Consider the following 16,016-nt stretch of genomic DNA (forward strand, 5'->3'; position numbering starts at 1 on the left):
ACATAAAACGTGAACTGCTTCTAGATTTTTGGAGGAATATATACTATGGAAAAAAGCTATGTGCAAAATAGAACCAGAGCTCATCGAATGAAGAGGAAGAGAAGAAGACTACTGTTTATTATTCTCATTTGTATGGTTCTAATGATTATAAAACTCTTTGACATCTTCAGTAGTAAACCACAGCCAGTAAAAACGATTGAATATGCAGAAAAAATAGAATCAGTATCAACCGACAAACTAAATAACAAATCCAAAGGGAGCGAATCTTCTCTACAAAATGTTTCGGATGTTGAAGATGCAGCATTTGTTGAAAAGTACTTAAATCAGCAAATGCAAGGGCAGCGACCTGAGGGGATCGACGGTAAAAAAGTAGTCTATTTATCTTTTGATGATGGTCCATCGGTTACCGTAACGCCTAAAATATTAGATATTCTTAAAAAAGAAAGTGTGAAAGCAACGTTTTTTGTGGTAGGAAAAGCAGTAGAGGAAAATGAAGTGACTAAAAAAATAACAAAAAGATTGGTTAAGGAAGGACATGCGATCGGAAATCATACCTACTCACATGACTACAGTTATTTGTATCCGAATCAGACTGTGAATTCGAGCAGTTTTATGAATGATATTGAAAAAACAAATCAAGTTTTAAAGCAAATATTGGGGCAGAATTTTTCCACAAGAGCGATTCGATTTCCAGGCGGCCACATGACATGGCAGAGAAATGATCCCGATGGTATGGAAGTACTGGACAAAGCACTACAGGATAAGGATTACCATCAGATTGACTGGAATGTGTTACCTAAAGATGCAGAGGGTGCACGTAAGAATGCTGAGCAATTAATTAGTGAATTCATGAGAAATATTGGGACTAGAGAAAAAGCAGTGGTACTCATGCATGACACTTATGGGAAGGAAGAAACAGCCAAAGCCTTGCCTGAAATCATAAGATATTTAAAAAAGCAGGGATATGAATTTAAGACTATCAAGTAACGTACCGATTTCAATCAAAGCAGAAGGGATACGCAATAATATGGATGTTAAAGATCTGGAGGATCTATATTTATCTTGCAAATCAGACCTCTTTGGCTATCTATTGAGGATATTGCATAACAAACAGGATGCTGAAGATTTGTTGCATGAGTGTTTTATTCGGTTTATAAGAGCTTCGCCTGACTTGCCCCAAGATCGTATTCGGTTTTACCTTTTGAGAATTGCCAAAAATTTAGCTATAGATTTAATCAGAAAACGAAAAAAGATGGAGGAATACATTTTACGTAAGGGGCTGCTCCACTATCACTGGGATATCCTTGATTTTGAAATTCAGGAGGAGGTCAATCAAATTCTCTTGATGGCAAGTAATACCGAGCAAAGAACGGTACTTGAATTGCGATTAGTCCAAGGATACTCCATAAAGGAAACGGCTAGAATTTTAAACAAGAGTGAGAATGCAGTGAAGTCTTCGCTTCACAGAGCTTCCCAACGTATTAAATTGAGATATATTTCTTGAACTGATTGGATGAAAAGAGGAGTAGACATAGAGTCTGCTCCTCTTTTCGCTCAATACAGAGATAAAACAATAAGATCGATATTTTCCACCATAATAGATAATAAATATCCCCTTTTTTTGGATTGTTTCTATTTATAATGAAAGCGCACCCATAACAATCAAAGGAGCTGATTTGTTTTGACACGTAACAAACGCTTAAGAAGATTGTCCACCGCCATGTTAACGGTGCCTATGCTCACGATGTTCGCTTCAAGCGCAATGGCAGAGCAGGAATCGAACGGACATAAGCCTCCGGTTTCTACTGGAAGCGGCGTATTTTATGAAATTTATATCAATTCTTTTTATGATTCGAATGGAGACGGACATGGTGATTTGAAAGGAATCACACAAAAGCTTGATTACTTAAACGATGGAAAACCCCATTCGGGTAGGGATTTGCAGGTCAGCGGCCTCTGGCTTATGCCCCTAAATCCATCTCCAAGCTACCATAAATATGATGCAACTGATTACTATCAGGTGGACCCACAGTATGGGAGTCTAAATGATTTCCGCACCTTGATGAAAGCAGCGGACCGAAAGGGCGTTAAGGTGATCATGGACCTTGTTATCAATCATTCAAGCAGCGAGCATCCATGGTTCAAGGAGGCCAGTGCCAACCCGCAAAGCAAATTCCACGACTATTACGTATGGGCGGATGAGAACACAGATTTGGAAGAAAAGGGCTCGTGGGGTCAGCAGGTATGGCATAAGAATCCGAATGGCGAAGGGTATTTCTACAGTACGTTCTGGTCGGGCATGCCGGATCTGAACTTTGACAATCCCGAAGTCCGCAAAGAAATGATCAAAGTCGGCAAGTATTGGCTGCAGCAAGGTGCAGACGGGTTCCGACTTGACGCGGCGATGCATATTTTTAGAGGACAGACGAAAGATGGTGCGGATAAGAACATTGCCTGGTGGAGTGAATTTCGTTCCGAGATGGAGAAGGTAAATCCAAATGTATATCTGGCAGGAGAGGTATGGGACAAACCGGAGACCATAGCTCCTTATTACGGACAGCTCCACTCCTTGTTTAATTTTGACCTGGGCGGAACGATTTTGAAGTCCGTGAAAAACGGCCGAGATCAGGGTATCGCGGCATTCGCCGAGAAAACGCTGCAACTGTACAAATCATATAATAAGGCGGCACTCGATGCTCCGTTCCTGAGCAACCATGACCAGACTCGTGTCATGAGCGAGCTAGGCGGGGATGTGCGAAAAGCCAAGCTGGCCGCTTCCATTCTTTTAACGCTTCCGGGTCAGCCGTTCCTCTATTATGGCGAAGAAATTGGTATGAAGGGAGAGAAGCCTGATGAGTTTCTTCGTGAGCCTATGCGCTGGTACAAGGGAGAGGGCCCTGGTCAAACGACATGGGAGAAACCCAAATACAACAAAGGCGAGGTATCAGTGGAAGCGCAGCTGAGAGACGATGATTCCCTGCTGGAAAGCTATCGCACACTCATCCGTCTGAGGGAAAAACATGAAGCTTTACGCAGCGACAGTCTGCAACCTATACAAGCAGGCTCTGCCAGCGTGACCGCATTTAAACGTACTTCAGGCAAAGAAGCACTGTATGTATATCATAACCTGTCTGGAGAGCCGGTTACCTTGCAGATGAAAGATTCCGATAAGGGTAAATGGAAAGTGGTCTTCTCCACCTCAAAGGATGTGAAGGTGAAGAAAGGAACAGTTAAAATTCCGGCTTACAGTTCTCTGATTACCGAAGAAGACAGAAAGAGCTGAATATACGCAAAATTACCGTTCAGATGAAGCAGGGCATATATCGTTGAATCCAGTTTGGGGTGTTAACAGCACCCCTTTTTTCTATTGAACCGGAAACGTACGTGTTCTAACTATACCGATTTGACGTAAAGCACGCCCCTTAGAGTACACACAGGGAAGGAAAAATGACATTCTCCAGTGTATATTCCAAGGGGCATTATTTAATACCCTCAATCATAGTAAAGATCGGACGATTCCATATGATTATAAAGGGGGTATGCCTTCCGGTATGTTTCGACTCTTGCTCTTAGCAAGCAACTGCTCATCAAACGGCAAATTCTCTTTGATCGCCCACAGATCGTCATAGCTGAGAATACAGCGATCAGCTCTGGACAGATCCTGCCGGCCGGAGCCGGGGTTATGGAAGCCGATACAGTACATTCCTGCACTTTTGGCTGCCTGGACCCCGTTATGTGAATCCTCAATAACGAAGCAATGGGCCGGTGCAATGCCTAGCTGCTCGGCGGCGTATAAGAAGATGTCCGGTGCCGGCTTACCCTGCAGTACCTCTTCACCGGTGATTCGAATGTCAAAGTAACGGCCAAGTCCTGTCTTTTCCATAATGAGATCAATCAGCGCCCGCGGAGAGGAAGAGGCCACCGCGACCGGAATCCCTTTCTCTTGCAGCCAGTCCAGCCACCGCTCCAGTCCATCGATCGCCGCAAGGCCCTCGTGTGCAATCATTGTCTGCATCACATTTTTTCGGTGATAGGACAAGGCCTCTTCCACCGTATTGGTGAGCTGATGCCTGTCCAGCACTTGACGCCACATGGATTCGAGTGTCACTCCGACATAGGTGTGATGCTCTTCTTCCGTCATGGGCGCACCGAAATGGGCAAAGGAGCTGCGTTCGACCTCAAAGTAGATCGGTTCGCTGTCTACTAACACCCCGTCCATGTCGAAAATGACCGCTTTGACTGGAACGGACGCGGATAGGTCTCCTGTACATTCATTATTCGTCGGTGTAACATGATGGATGCTCGTCATGTCCATTCTCCCCCTTGTTAGTAGCTAAATTTAGTTGTCGGAGCCACTAGATTGCAGCACAATCTTGATCGCCTGAGACGAGGGCTGAAGTGTCCGCTCGCTGATATTGCATCCAAGCGTCTTAAAGGCTTCATGGTAGTCATCCAGCGGATACGAGTGGGTAATGATTTTTTTGGCGGGAATGATTTGCTGCTCAATCAGGTAATGCGCCGTGGAGAACGTGCCCAGAGAATCAATCGAACCGATGATTTTAAGGCTACGGTCAACTACCTCTTTCGGATTAAACGAGCTTATCCCATCTCTCAGCCCCACCAGCATCAAATACCCGCCGCTCGCAAGCTGGCTTAGTACCTCAGTGCCGACCACTCCTGTGGTGTCCACAATCATGTCCACCTGATTTTTTAACGGAGCCAGCTTATGAATGGCCGATTCCAGTGTGGCGTGCGCGGACCACCGTTCGGGGGCAATAGAATCCGCTATGGCGAGCCGCTCCTCCGAGATGTCAACAAGGCAACCAGTTACGCCTTTCGAAGCAAGAGCATAGCTGTACAGAATCCCGATCGGACCTGCGCCTATAATAACGGTTGTGAAGTTCGGCAGCAGGTTAATCTGGTTGATTCCGGTCAGCATACAGCTCAGCGGCTCGGTCAGCGTCGCTTCTTCGTAGCTGATATGGTCCTTCAACTTGTACAAAAAACGGTCCTCAGTCACATAATAATCGGTGAACGTACCGTCTGCGCTGACTCCGGTCTCTGTTACGGATTTGTGTGTGCAATGATTTTGTCTTCCTGTCCGGCACATTTCGCATTGGCCGCAGTAGTAAGTTGGATCAATCACCACTCGGTCTCCAGGCTGCAGTGAACTGACGGCTGGTCCTACAGCGATCACATCCCCCGCTGATTCGTGCCCCAAAATCGTAGAAGGCACGGCATGATATTTGCCACTGATGATACCTAGATCCGTACCGCATACGCCAGTCGCCCGAATCCGGACGAGTACATCGTTATCTTTTTTTATCTCCGGGATAGGTCTTTCCTCAAGTGCGACATCCCAAGCTGATTTATATACAAGTGCGAGCATGTATAATTCCTCCTTTTGCTTATTGGGCAGATCGTTAGTGAAGGGTAGCAAGAACGGCGTCAAGCCGTTTAACAATTTCGGCAATCTCATCTTCGGTAGCCGTGAGGGAAGGTCTGACTTTGACCACATTCCCATAACCGTAACGGGAACCTCTCAGAATTAATTGTTGTTCCTCAAATGCGCGATCGATAATCCCGTTGCTTTTCACTGCATCCGGGGCATCGTCCTCGTCTACAATTTCCAGTCCCCACATCAGTCCGACGCCACGAGCCTCACCAATGCAATCATACTTGTCGGCCATCTCCGTCAGTAGGGATCCGAGCAGGCTTCCTTTGGACCGGACGGCTTCCAGAAAACCGGGCTCGGTTACAACCTCCAATGTGGATTTGGCTGCCGTGACCGAGATCAGATTGCTGCCCGAAGTAAAGGAATGTTCGTGCTTCTCCAGGACATCGAGACGAGACTGCATCAATACCGCCGCAACCGGGACTCCAATACCACCCAGACCCTTAGCGAGAGTAATAATATCCGGTTGGATGTCAAACAGTTCACTTGCGAACATGTAACCTGTCCGCCCGATTCCGGTCTGCACTTCGTCTGCAATCAGAATCATCCTATGCTCGTCGCATAGCTGACGGAGGCGCTTGAAATATCCTGCAGGCGGGATGATATTACCTCCGTTGCCCAGAATGGGTTCAATAATCATGCAGGCCACAGACCCTGAGCTTCCATACTCAATGGCGTCCGATATAGCGTCAATACAATGATGACCACACTTGTCTGGTGAAGAATTAAAAGGACAGCGATAACAGTAGGGGGCAGGCACATGCAGAGAATTTGCTGCAACTGAGTTAGGGAAATTCTTGCGACGAAAGGCATTACCGGAAATGCCTGTTGCAAACTGGGTTTGTCCATGATGTGATAGATGCAGACTGATGATATCGGTTGCTCCGGTGTATTTTTGGGCCAGCTTCACAGCACATTCGTTCGCTGTGGAGCCGGTAATATCTCTCATCCATCCGGCGTCTATGCCGTTCGGGGCATACTGGATTAGATGATCTAGGACTTCTTCGACATAAGGCTCTGTAAAAGTAGAAGACATGTGTGCAAGATTGCCGACTTGCTCCTGTACTTTGCTTACGACATGAGGGTGGTTATAACCGAGCGACAAGTTGAAGGTGCCGGATACGCCATCCAAATACTCCTTACCCGAATCGTCAATTAGAGTAATGCCTTTACCATATCTGAAACGTTCTTTGGTCAACGTATGCACGATATTTCCCCTCCATATCAGAATATACATTCTTATTAAGTCATCTTTATAAAGTCTACCACCCTATCAGAGCATATCGAGGCTGAACTCACCTCCCCAAAATAAGAAATCCACCTTCCTTGCCCTCATGGACAAGGGAGCATAATCCGGTGCTTCTGCGATAGGCCTCACCTCCCCTAAGAACTAAAACAATATCATCCTTCCTTGCCCTGATGGGCAAGAGAGTCAACGACTCGGCTGCCCCGATCATTCCACAGATGCGTGAGAATAAGTGCCAGCAGCAAAATCAGAGTAAACCCTCCTAAAATCCAGAGGCTAGCCGCCACTGGCCATTCGCTCATGCTCCAGCCAATTACATATTGAAGCACCGAGCCGCCAATTCCGCCCGACGCAATCAGAATGCTGGTCGTCCGCTCGGTCATTCCTGGAATCAGCACGTTGGCATAGACAAGCGCGATACAGAAGAGTCCAGACATGAATAGACCTGCACCGAAAATTATAAGGTATGTAGCCCATTGGCTGGATATAAACACCATGGCAACTAGGAAACAGAAAGTACCGATTGCACTCCATAGCAGGTAAGGAATATATCCTGCTGACTCTGCAATCCTTCCTGAGAACATACGACCAATGATCATTGCAATCCAAAGCACGCTGACACCCAGCGAGGCTACGGATCCTTGAAGATGTAGCGTCTCTGTCAGAATAGAAGGTAGGAAGTTCATGAGCCCCAGTTCAAGACCCATATAAACAAAGAAGAATATAATGAAGATTCCTAGCAATACACGATGCTGTCCAGAGTAACGGGCTTGTTCAACTGAACGTTCAGTAGTTCGGATGTCTGCTTGGGTAAGGTGAGAGGAGGCGGATGCAGGCATGGTAAGCCACAACAGCGCTAAGATAAAAGTGAGAAGGGAGATGGTGTAAAAGGTTAGATTCCACATTCCAAGCCAGATATACAGGCTAACGATCGCCGGAATAAGCAGTGCACCAAGTGCAAAATAGACATCCAGCTTAGACATGGCCACGGCTTTTTGCTCCTCCGTGAACTCAATGGTAAACGCTCCGATGGACGATTCAATGATGCCTGAGCCGAAACCAACCCAGATGGCCATTGCGATGACCCAATTCCATGAGGGTAGTACACCCAAGATAATGCACGCTGCCACGATACTACCCAGGGCTATGGATAACATGGACTTGCGACCCAGATGCAGAGCCATGAAGGGGGTGAGCAGAACACCGACAAGAAATCCGAAAAACTGCAGGAACAGCAGTAATCCACCATCGCTGTACCCCCGTCCATAGTGAGATAGTAAAGTCGGCAGTAATGCCCCAAGCACCACACTGGTGACGCCGATTAACAGATAGAAAGCACAACTTAAAGCGAATAGTCTCTTCAAGGCCTGTCCCTCCAGTAGGTCATATTTTTTATATGAGTATTTTTTTTACTAGAATATACCATCACATTGGAAATGTATATATATTTTTATATAGAAAATGTAAAAAATTAATTTGACAATTTTACACGTATTTAACTTCAATTATGTTTAATCCAGTTAAGGTGAAACCTTTATCTAAAGAAACTGCAAGCGGCAGGAGGGAATAAGATCAGTCCAAATTGTTCTCGAACGCCAAACGGCTCATAATTAAGTCATAACTTTGAGTTTGCAATAATGTTAGTAAGGATACCTAGTAAAGATGCCTAACAGTTGCTTTACTTCATAGCAACTATGATTGATAGGGTAGAAAAACGAATGTTAAACGCTTACAATTCAAAAGGGAGAGGGAATTTTATTCGCTAGTTGAGAAGGAGAAGCATGAAGAAGGGAAGAAAGGAATGCAGTGCAGCATAATTATCATTAGTCATGTGCACGGCTTTTTGAACTTTACTGCAAAAGGAGTCTACCAAAATGAATTTTTATTTAGAAATCCCGGAGCTTGACCGACATTTTCCTTTCCGGAGTTTTATTAATAAAGGCGACGTGCTTTGCTATCCTCATTGGCATAAAGAAATTGAAATTATTTATGTGACCCAGGGAACCTTGGATCTGGGAATTAACGATATTTCGATACGCATGAAACAAGGTGAAGTTCAGTTTATAAATGGGGGTGATGTTCATTATTTCTTGGCCTCTCCCGACAGCGAACGGGTGGTTATTCAATTTGATCTGAGCTTTTTTCAAGAGGTTTCCACATTAAGTGATCAGAAACGCCCTCTAAGATATATATTTACGGAGATGGAGCAATCAAGCTGGAACTGGCCAGAAGAAACAGCAGCTAAAATGCTTCCTCTGATTCAAAGCATTTATGATGAGAACGTCAACCGACACGAAGGCCATGCTTATATGATCAAAGCCAAGGTGTTTGAGATGTTGACTCTTATTATGCGTGAAGTGCCGAGAAGCATAACCCCAAGGCTTCCTGAACTCTCAGAAAGAACCTTAACACAATCCAAGGACACTCTTTATAAACTGGAACGTATTTTTGAGTATGTGGAATGTCATTATCATGAAACCATCTCGCTGAAGAATGTCGCTGATTATATGGGGTTCAGTCCTTATTATTTCGCCAGGCTGTTTAAGAAGAATACGGGGATGACCTTTGTAGCATTTTTGAATGATTACAGACTAAATAAGGCAAAATGGATCTTGTTGAATGAAAACAATCCGATTACTGAGGTCGCAGAGGCGGCAGGGTTCAGTAGTGTAAAGACGTTTCATCATCTCTTTAAGGAAGCGACAGGAACATCACCATTGAAATACCGCAGGACAATATTCGGGAATAAAACAGCAAGAAATGAGGAGGAAAGCTTTTCATGAGATTTGTATGATAGAGCTATCCGACGAAGTTAAGGGTGAGTTACGAGGACATTAAAATTTATTGACATGAGCACCCACTTGATAGGCGGTGGGCTTAAATCAGGAGTGGAGGAAGATGAAAATGGACAATCGTATATACAATGTAGTCATCATCGGTTATGGAGGCATGGGAAGCTACCATGTTCAATTGATCGAATCTAATCAGCAACTTGCCGTTGGCGGTGTATATGATATTGTCGATTACCGGATGGAACTGGCTGCGGCTGCCGGCTATAAAACCTACGCGAGCCTGGACGCCGTTCTGGCCGATGAGGCCGTCGATATTGTTTTGATAGCAACCCCTAATGATGTTCATAAGGAAATCGCGATCCAGGCGCTACAAGCCGGAAAGCATGTCATTTGCGAAAAACCGGTTACGATAACGAGCGCGGATTTCTTGGATATTGTTGAGGTGGCAAAGAAAGAAAATCGTGTGTTTACGGTACATCAGAACCGTCGATGGGATGAAGACTTCCGAATTATCAAAGATATAATTGGCAATAAGACCGTGGGCGAGCTCTTCCAGCTGGAATCGCGAGTTCAGGGAGCTAATGGCATTCCAGGTGACTGGCGGCAACTAAAGGCGTATGGAGGAGGAATGCTACTGGATTGGGGAGTACATCTGTTGGACCAGCTGCTTCAGATTACGGACAGCAAAATAGAAAGCGTAGCTGCTACCCTAAGCTATATTTTGGGGACTGAAGTGGATGACGGCTTTGCCAGCTTTATTGAGTTCAAGGACGGCCTGACAGCAGTCATTGAAGTGGGTACAACCAATTACGTAAAGCTGCCACGCTGGTATATTAAAGGAACCGAAGGAACCGCAGTGATTCGAGATTGGGATTTGAGCGGAGAGATCGTCACCCGAAATCCAGATGTTGCTCACGTGGAACCCAAGCCGATTCAAGCAGGTCAAGGATTGACGAAAACGATGGCGCCGCCGTCTGAGGAATCCACCCTTAAGTTCCCGATTGAGAAAATACCTGCTGCTGCAGAAAGCTTTTATGAGAACTTTGTCTCCACCATCGAAGGAAAAGCGGAGATTGCGATCAAAAATGAAGAAGTACACCGTGTATTGGTGCTAATTGAAACGATTTTTGAGGCGGCAGCAACCAAAAGCGTGATTCGAAGAACTATTTAGATTTGCTCTATTTTTCGATCCATCATAAGAGAGATATATAGGAATCTGGAGAGAAACAAACAGATTTATTTAATGAAATTTTGGGATGCATTTAAGTAATCAGTAAACCTTTGAAATGGTGAGCAAAATAGTTTTGCCCACCATAAAACTCAAGCGGGTATCGCTCCACAACCGAATTCTATGGCTTGATCATTTTTAAGTTGCTTTTTACATAAAAATTAAATCCGCTATTTCCTCCTTAAATCAACACATTTCACTCTAAATCTTCCATGAAAACATAAAATAATCCATGAAAGAGCTAGAATAATCAGTATTAAGGGAATGACATTCCTAGGAGTGTCGGTGATTTGGGGTTTTAAAAACACACTCATAAACATATGGGTGTGTTTTTTGGTGTTGAGAATGAGTCGTTCATGCATTAACAGAATTTTATCATGATTAAGTAATTCGCCAAATCACTCATCATTGATTGAAAGTAGCCCAGATAACAATATGATGTAACATTTTCCACAGCTTATTACATTAATGTAGACACCTTAACGTACTTAAGAGTATTCTTATGTGTACTTAAGAGGGACCTCATCGCAACCAAAACCAATGAATATGTAAGTATATAAAGGAGGCCCATATATATGAAGTCTCATACCTCTGAGCGTATTAAATTCCCGCCAGGATTGTGGGCAGGATTATGTCAGTTAGGGTTTGGCGCCCACGACGTAGCACGCAAAGCACGATTGCCGATCACCATTATTACTGAACCAGTAGTCACCACCGCCCAATATTTCGCGATCTGGCAGGCATATTCTGATCTCATTGGTGACACAGCCCAAGGAATCATCAGACTTGTGACCGTCTTTGATACAGCAAAGTACCCACCGACTGTCTTAGCGACTTACCACGCTCGGGACTATCGCGACGCTCTAAACCGAATGGCTCGGTACAAACAACTGTGTCCCCCGGAAAACCTACATATCACGGAGGAGGGCGAGCACTGTACAATTGATCTGGAGTGGCTATCTCCCGAGCAGTCTGGTCCGCCGATGCTGGTTGGTAGCACGCTGGCTTGTCTTCTGGAGATTGGGCGCCGGGGCACAGGTCAACCTTTGAAAGCGCAGCTTGTTGAATTTTCGCACTACATGGGCGATATACAAGCCCTTGAAGCTTATTTCGGCTGTCGTATCCGGATTGGTGCAAAATGTAACCGATTGACGCTACATCGAAGAGACCTGGACCGCCCCTTTGTCTCGTACAACGAAGAGTTGCTGGAAATCTTGACTCCTGTTCTGGACCGATCGTTGGATGAACAGCAGCGCAGCCGTTCAATTACCGAGATGGTCAAATGGATCATGAAACGCAGCCTTACAAGAGGGCGCCCCGACATTCAGGCTGTGGCGAAGGAGCTCAGTATGAGCGATCGTACCTTGCAGCGCCGTCTTACTGACGAAAATACGAGCTTCAAGATTCTATTGACAAAAGCTAGACATGAGCAGGCACGAGAGTACTTGGCAGACCCCTCGCTCGATATTAAAGAGGTAGCATTCCTGATTGGGTACGAAGATCAAAACTCGTTTTACCGCGCCTTCCGCCAATGGGAGGGGGATACGCCTTCAAATTGGCGGACTGAACATTTAGGTACAAACTCGATATCAGGAGCACGCTAGGACTGCCTAATGAGTTTTGTCATTTGGCGTGTTAAACAAGAACTTTGGCGCAATATGCTAGTTACTGGACAATCCAGACAAGATAATATAATCACTATCCGGAGCACGAGACTGTTTAAAAAAGGAGAAGTGTATTATGGATATGGGATTAAAATATAAAACAGCTTTAGTTACAGGATCAACGAAAGGCATAGGTAAAGCAATTGCCATTGAACTAGCCAAAGAAGGTGTTAATGTACTAATTAATGGACGAAATTATGAAGAGGTAGAACGAACTGTAAATGAAATTAAGTCAGATTTCCCAGCTACCTCCCCTCAAAATGCTACAGCCGATATTGTGGATATTGGACAAAGAGAAGCCTTATTTGAAAAATACCCCGAAATTGATATTTTAGTTAACAATATGGGTATTTATGAAATTATGCAATATGTGGACGTAGACGATGAAGTATGGGAAAAATACTTCCGCACTAACGTTCTTGCTGCAAATGGACTATCAAAATTTTATTTACCTAAAATGTTGAAAAATGATTATGGTCGCCTTATTTTTATTGCGAGTGAAGAAGCAATTATGCCTTCAGGACAAATGCCTCAGTATGGTATGACAAAATCTATGTTGTTGTCATTGTCAAAAAGCTTATCTAAATTAACAATAGGAACAGAAGTTACAGTCAATACGATCATGCCGGGACCAACGCTCTCTGAGAATGTGCACCAAATAATTGAGAGTATGTATCCTCATGAAGATATGACTTTTTCAGAAAAAGAGAAAGATTTTATGGTTACAAACCTGCCTCAATCTGAAATACAGCGATTTATCAAGCCTATTGAAATAGGAAGACTAGCTACATTTGTATGTAGCCCTTATGCATCTGCATTTAAAGGTTCTCCAATCCGTATGGATGGAGGAATGGTACCGACTATTTTTTAGCGTTTGTGGAGAAACTTGCTGAAATTACGCTGACATTGCGGAACATTATGATAAGATGAAGTCAAATTTCACTCGAGGGTAGGATGAGGATCATGAACCAATTTGCTATGTATGGAAAGTTGATGGCACTTCCAGGGCAAAGGGATGCTCTTGCAGGCATCTTGCTAGAAGCGGCCGATCTGTTGAAGTCGAATACTGACTGCTATTTGTATATAGTCAATGTGTCAGACGACGACCCGAATGCGGTGTATGTGACCGAAGTGTGGAAAGATGCAGATGCTCATGCAGCCAGTCTTAAGAACGAAGAGGTACTGGCGTCGATACAACGCGGCCGACCGTTGATTGTCGGAGCGGAGCCTATTAAACTGCGTGCCCTAGGCGGAAAAGGCCTGTAGGGTTATCACTCAAATAACGAGTATTCTAATCACATTAATGAAAATTATTGTTGCATATTACGCTGAAGGAGTTCAAGCAGCTAAGTTATGTTTTTAGATATTTAAAGGTCGGAGGCTACATTCGATGTGCAATCCCAGATGGTTACTTTCCGGATGAATGGTATCAAAATATAGTCAAAATCGGAGGACCTGGGAAAACGCTTTTGTAACAAGTGAAAGGTCAGCAGATAAAATTGGCCTTGGTATAATAAGGGTAATTCACTAAGGAGAGATTTTATTGTCTAGAGCTGTTCTTTATTAATCCAATTCCATAAAAAGGGATTTTCATGTACTTACTATTTCTCTGCCCAATTTTTGTATTACGGGTGGGATTTGAAAGCTTCGGAATTAGTTAAGAACAACGGATATTACCAGGTCCTTAGGGATACCTGTTATAATGAGTCCAATCCGTGTTGTTTCAGCGCGGATTTTTTTGTGGCCCAAATAGCAGTTGATATGAGGGTAGGAATGACGTATGTTCATTCCTGCCCTTTTCTAATTTTTAGCAAAGGGGGATAGAAGGGAATTACTCACTCCATCAGTTCTAAGAATTTGTTATTGAAGTTAGGATTTCAAATTTGTCACAAGGATGAAGAATTGCTTTATTGGAAATATCAAATGAAGAAAGTAGGAGGGGTTTAGCAGAAAGGAATGCGAATACTGGAGGGTGAAGTTCGCTAAAGTAACTGAGAACGATAGTTCAACGCTATTTTCTCATTAATATCATCATTTTCTTTTGAAATGCCGATATGAAATTGAGTCTAGAGAACTATTTTATACATAAATTTTACCTAAAGGAAGTGGAAAGAGATGTTGAAAAAGAAATGGCTTATCGCCCCGTTGGTTGCGACGACACTGTTTTTCGGTCAATCTGCCTTCGCGGCAAACACGTTTTCTGATGTGGAAGGAACAAAATATGAATGGGCTGCCGAATCAATTCGTTCCATGGTCGATAAGGGCATTGTCAAGGGCTATGAAGATGGGACCTTCAAGCCAAGCAAAACCATAACGAAAGCGGAATTTGTACATATGTTTCACAAGCTTTTTCCAGAAATTGATCGTTCTTCCGGCGAATCTTCCGATTTTGTGGATGCGCGTAAACACTGGGCGAATAAAGATTTTGCAGCAATATTCAACGGGGACTATGTTTGGCCGTATGCTGAAAGTGTTGGGGGAAAATATCCAAACTATCAATTCTATGTCAAGCCTGACAAACCACTGACCCGCTGGGATGTGATGATGATTGCCTCTCTTCGGACGAATTATACCAATCAGACGCTTCATCCTGAGATTGAGGAAGTGATCTCCGCAGCTGCGCAGTACAAGGATATGAAAGTTCGTCAAGCCAATTACAATGATAATTTCTCGGCCTACTATCCGGTGCTGTACATCGACAAGACTGGAGAAGAGTACTCCTATGATGGAGATTCCCAGGATCAAAAGGCAGAAGCATTCTACACCCTAACCAAGATGGGGGTCCTTACCGCTAATGAAGGATACCTTCACCCAAAAGCGCTAGTCACACGGGCTGAAGCTGTTACCATTTTACAGCGTTTGTACGAGGCCACAACGAAGTGATTTTTAGGATCAATGATGATCAGATAAAAGCAAAAAAAGATTCAACAAATGCCTTCATTTACACCTCTACACCTCAAAGGGTAGTGCTGTTAGGTTTTGATAAGCCGAATTCAGAAAATAAACAAATCTAAAAGTATGTTGATGAATATGTGGGAAAATTGAGATTTCAAACCGCTGATCTGAACTGAATATCTACCTGCAAGAGGCTTGTCATTTTCGGACAGATGTTCAGTTTGACGCTGTGTTCTCCAATGCACCTTGCACTGGATCAAGGATGCTCTTGGATGTCACATCTGCTGACAAAGAGTCCATCTACCCGCCATTGAGGCGAAGATTAAGCCAAATCTTAACCAAGGAGGTCAGTGGATGATCGACACTATCCGCTTGCTCATTGTAGTCATTAAGGAAACTACATAAGGAGATAAACGGCTTTGCAGTTTTCTACTTATTTAGCTACGTATCTATGACGATGCCTAAACGTCGATTACTGGAAGGACAATAACTATGTATATGAAGTCGCCAAATTGGCGGCTTTTTTATTTTAACGACAGATGCCAGTTATTAGCTTTCACGAAAAAAGCATCCGCAGTTTCGCGCGGAATGACTGCAACGCATTACAAGTTGGTTGCCAAGCAAGAAATATAATCACAATCTATTACTTGCGTTTATAAAATATATGTATTATATATCACTGTACTTTAATTCATTTTAATGTTTATATTAAATTAATAGCCTTAATCTATATTTT

Annotated in this window: 13 protein-coding genes and 1 pseudogene; 10 read left to right on the forward strand and 4 right to left on the reverse strand. The window is 43.8% G+C overall.

What is annotated here, in order from left to right:
* Positions 1-45 precede the first annotated feature (45 nt).
* From ACYCS5_RS27370 to ACYCS5_RS27380, 3 genes are all read left to right on the forward strand, one after another.
* Entirely contained in the window at positions 46-987 is a 942-nt protein-coding gene (locus ACYCS5_RS27370; RefSeq protein ID WP_340932180.1) for a polysaccharide deacetylase family protein, read from the forward strand.
* 40 nt (positions 988-1,027) lie between these two features.
* A complete protein-coding gene (locus tag ACYCS5_RS27375) occupies positions 1,028-1,504 on the forward strand; it encodes an RNA polymerase sigma factor (RefSeq protein WP_029518484.1) in 477 nt (158 codons plus the stop codon).
* A gap of 177 nt (positions 1,505-1,681) precedes the next feature.
* Positions 1,682-3,283: an alpha-amylase family glycosyl hydrolase gene (locus ACYCS5_RS27380; protein ID WP_029518483.1), complete on the forward strand. Its 1,602-nt coding sequence runs from the start codon at positions 1,682-1,684 to the stop codon at positions 3,281-3,283.
* Between the two features lie 243 nt (positions 3,284-3,526).
* Here ACYCS5_RS27380 and ACYCS5_RS27385 read toward each other — a convergent pair whose 3' ends face one another.
* From ACYCS5_RS27385 to ACYCS5_RS27400, 4 genes are all read right to left on the reverse strand, one after another.
* The gene (locus ACYCS5_RS27385) at positions 3,527-4,309 is read right to left on the reverse strand and encodes an HAD family hydrolase (RefSeq protein WP_340932183.1); all 783 of its coding nucleotides are present in this window, start codon (positions 4,307-4,309) and stop codon (positions 3,527-3,529) included.
* Between the two features lie 30 nt (positions 4,310-4,339).
* Positions 4,340-5,389 carry a 2-amino-2-deoxy-D-mannitol dehydrogenase GutB1 gene (gutB1, locus tag ACYCS5_RS27390; protein ID WP_029518481.1) on the reverse strand — a complete coding sequence of 350 codons (1,050 nt, stop codon included), beginning with the start codon at positions 5,387-5,389 and terminating at the stop codon, positions 4,340-4,342.
* A gap of 34 nt (positions 5,390-5,423) precedes the next feature.
* Positions 5,424-6,692, reverse strand: coding sequence for an aspartate aminotransferase family protein (locus tag ACYCS5_RS27395; protein WP_209018357.1), 1,269 nt, complete (start codon positions 6,690-6,692; stop codon positions 5,424-5,426).
* A gap of 164 nt (positions 6,693-6,856) precedes the next feature.
* Entirely contained in the window at positions 6,857-8,065 is a 1,209-nt protein-coding gene (locus tag ACYCS5_RS27400; RefSeq protein ID WP_039275002.1) for an MFS transporter, read from the reverse strand.
* Between the two features lie 510 nt (positions 8,066-8,575).
* On the opposite strand from ACYCS5_RS27400, the gene ACYCS5_RS27405 reads away from it, so the two are divergent.
* The 7 genes and pseudogenes from ACYCS5_RS27405 (at position 8,576) to ACYCS5_RS27435 (ending at position 15,268) form a co-directional block, all read left to right on the forward strand.
* Positions 8,576-9,484, forward strand: coding sequence for an AraC family transcriptional regulator (locus ACYCS5_RS27405; RefSeq protein ID WP_029518478.1), 909 nt, complete (start codon positions 8,576-8,578; stop codon positions 9,482-9,484).
* Positions 9,485-9,599: 115 nt separating this feature from the next.
* Complete coding sequence (locus ACYCS5_RS27410) at positions 9,600-10,664, forward strand: Gfo/Idh/MocA family protein (protein ID WP_039275006.1); 1,065 nt, start codon at positions 9,600-9,602, stop codon at positions 10,662-10,664.
* A gap of 632 nt (positions 10,665-11,296) precedes the next feature.
* A complete protein-coding gene (locus ACYCS5_RS27415) occupies positions 11,297-12,325 on the forward strand; it encodes a helix-turn-helix transcriptional regulator (RefSeq protein ID WP_069011330.1) in 1,029 nt (342 codons plus the stop codon).
* A 136-nt stretch (positions 12,326-12,461) separates the two neighbouring features.
* Positions 12,462-13,256 carry an SDR family NAD(P)-dependent oxidoreductase gene (locus tag ACYCS5_RS27420; protein WP_165150594.1) on the forward strand — a complete coding sequence of 265 codons (795 nt, stop codon included), beginning with the start codon at positions 12,462-12,464 and terminating at the stop codon, positions 13,254-13,256.
* A 92-nt stretch (positions 13,257-13,348) separates the two neighbouring features.
* Complete coding sequence (locus tag ACYCS5_RS27425) at positions 13,349-13,651, forward strand: putative quinol monooxygenase (protein ID WP_165150596.1); 303 nt, start codon at positions 13,349-13,351, stop codon at positions 13,649-13,651.
* A 58-nt stretch (positions 13,652-13,709) separates the two neighbouring features.
* A pseudogene (locus ACYCS5_RS27430) lies at positions 13,710-13,845 on the forward strand (class I SAM-dependent methyltransferase); the annotation flags it as partial.
* Between the two features lie 655 nt (positions 13,846-14,500).
* On the forward strand, positions 14,501-15,268 hold the full coding sequence (locus ACYCS5_RS27435) for an S-layer homology domain-containing protein (protein ID WP_340885371.1): 768 nt from the start codon (positions 14,501-14,503) through the stop codon (positions 15,266-15,268).
* Positions 15,269-16,016 lie beyond the last annotated feature (748 nt).

This window comes from Paenibacillus sp. SEL3 (assembly GCF_054602585.1).

What these genes read in the sequence shown, in the direction of transcription:
- ACYCS5_RS27395 (WP_209018357.1), bottom strand. Translation starts at nt 6,692, where the DNA reads ATGTATATTCTGATATGGAGGGGAAATATCGTGCATACGTTGACCAAA.
- ACYCS5_RS27410 (WP_039275006.1), top strand. Translation starts at nt 9,600, where the DNA reads ATGAAAATGGACAATCGTATATACAATGTAGTCATCATCGGTTATGGA.
- ACYCS5_RS27415 (WP_069011330.1), top strand. Translation starts at nt 11,297, where the DNA reads ATGAAGTCTCATACCTCTGAGCGTATTAAATTCCCGCCAGGATTGTGG.
- gutB1 (WP_029518481.1), bottom strand. Translation starts at nt 5,389, where the DNA reads ATGCTCGCACTTGTATATAAATCAGCTTGGGATGTCGCACTTGAGGAA.
- ACYCS5_RS27420 (WP_165150594.1), top strand. Translation starts at nt 12,462, where the DNA reads ATGGATATGGGATTAAAATATAAAACAGCTTTAGTTACAGGATCAACG.
- ACYCS5_RS27425 (WP_165150596.1), top strand. Translation starts at nt 13,349, where the DNA reads ATGAACCAATTTGCTATGTATGGAAAGTTGATGGCACTTCCAGGGCAA.
- ACYCS5_RS27370 (WP_340932180.1), top strand. Translation starts at nt 46, where the DNA reads ATGGAAAAAAGCTATGTGCAAAATAGAACCAGAGCTCATCGAATGAAG.
- ACYCS5_RS27405 (WP_029518478.1), top strand. Translation starts at nt 8,576, where the DNA reads ATGAATTTTTATTTAGAAATCCCGGAGCTTGACCGACATTTTCCTTTC.
- ACYCS5_RS27375 (WP_029518484.1), top strand. Translation starts at nt 1,028, where the DNA reads ATGGATGTTAAAGATCTGGAGGATCTATATTTATCTTGCAAATCAGAC.
- ACYCS5_RS27385 (WP_340932183.1), bottom strand. Translation starts at nt 4,309, where the DNA reads ATGACGAGCATCCATCATGTTACACCGACGAATAATGAATGTACAGGA.
- ACYCS5_RS27435 (WP_340885371.1), top strand. Translation starts at nt 14,501, where the DNA reads ATGTTGAAAAAGAAATGGCTTATCGCCCCGTTGGTTGCGACGACACTG.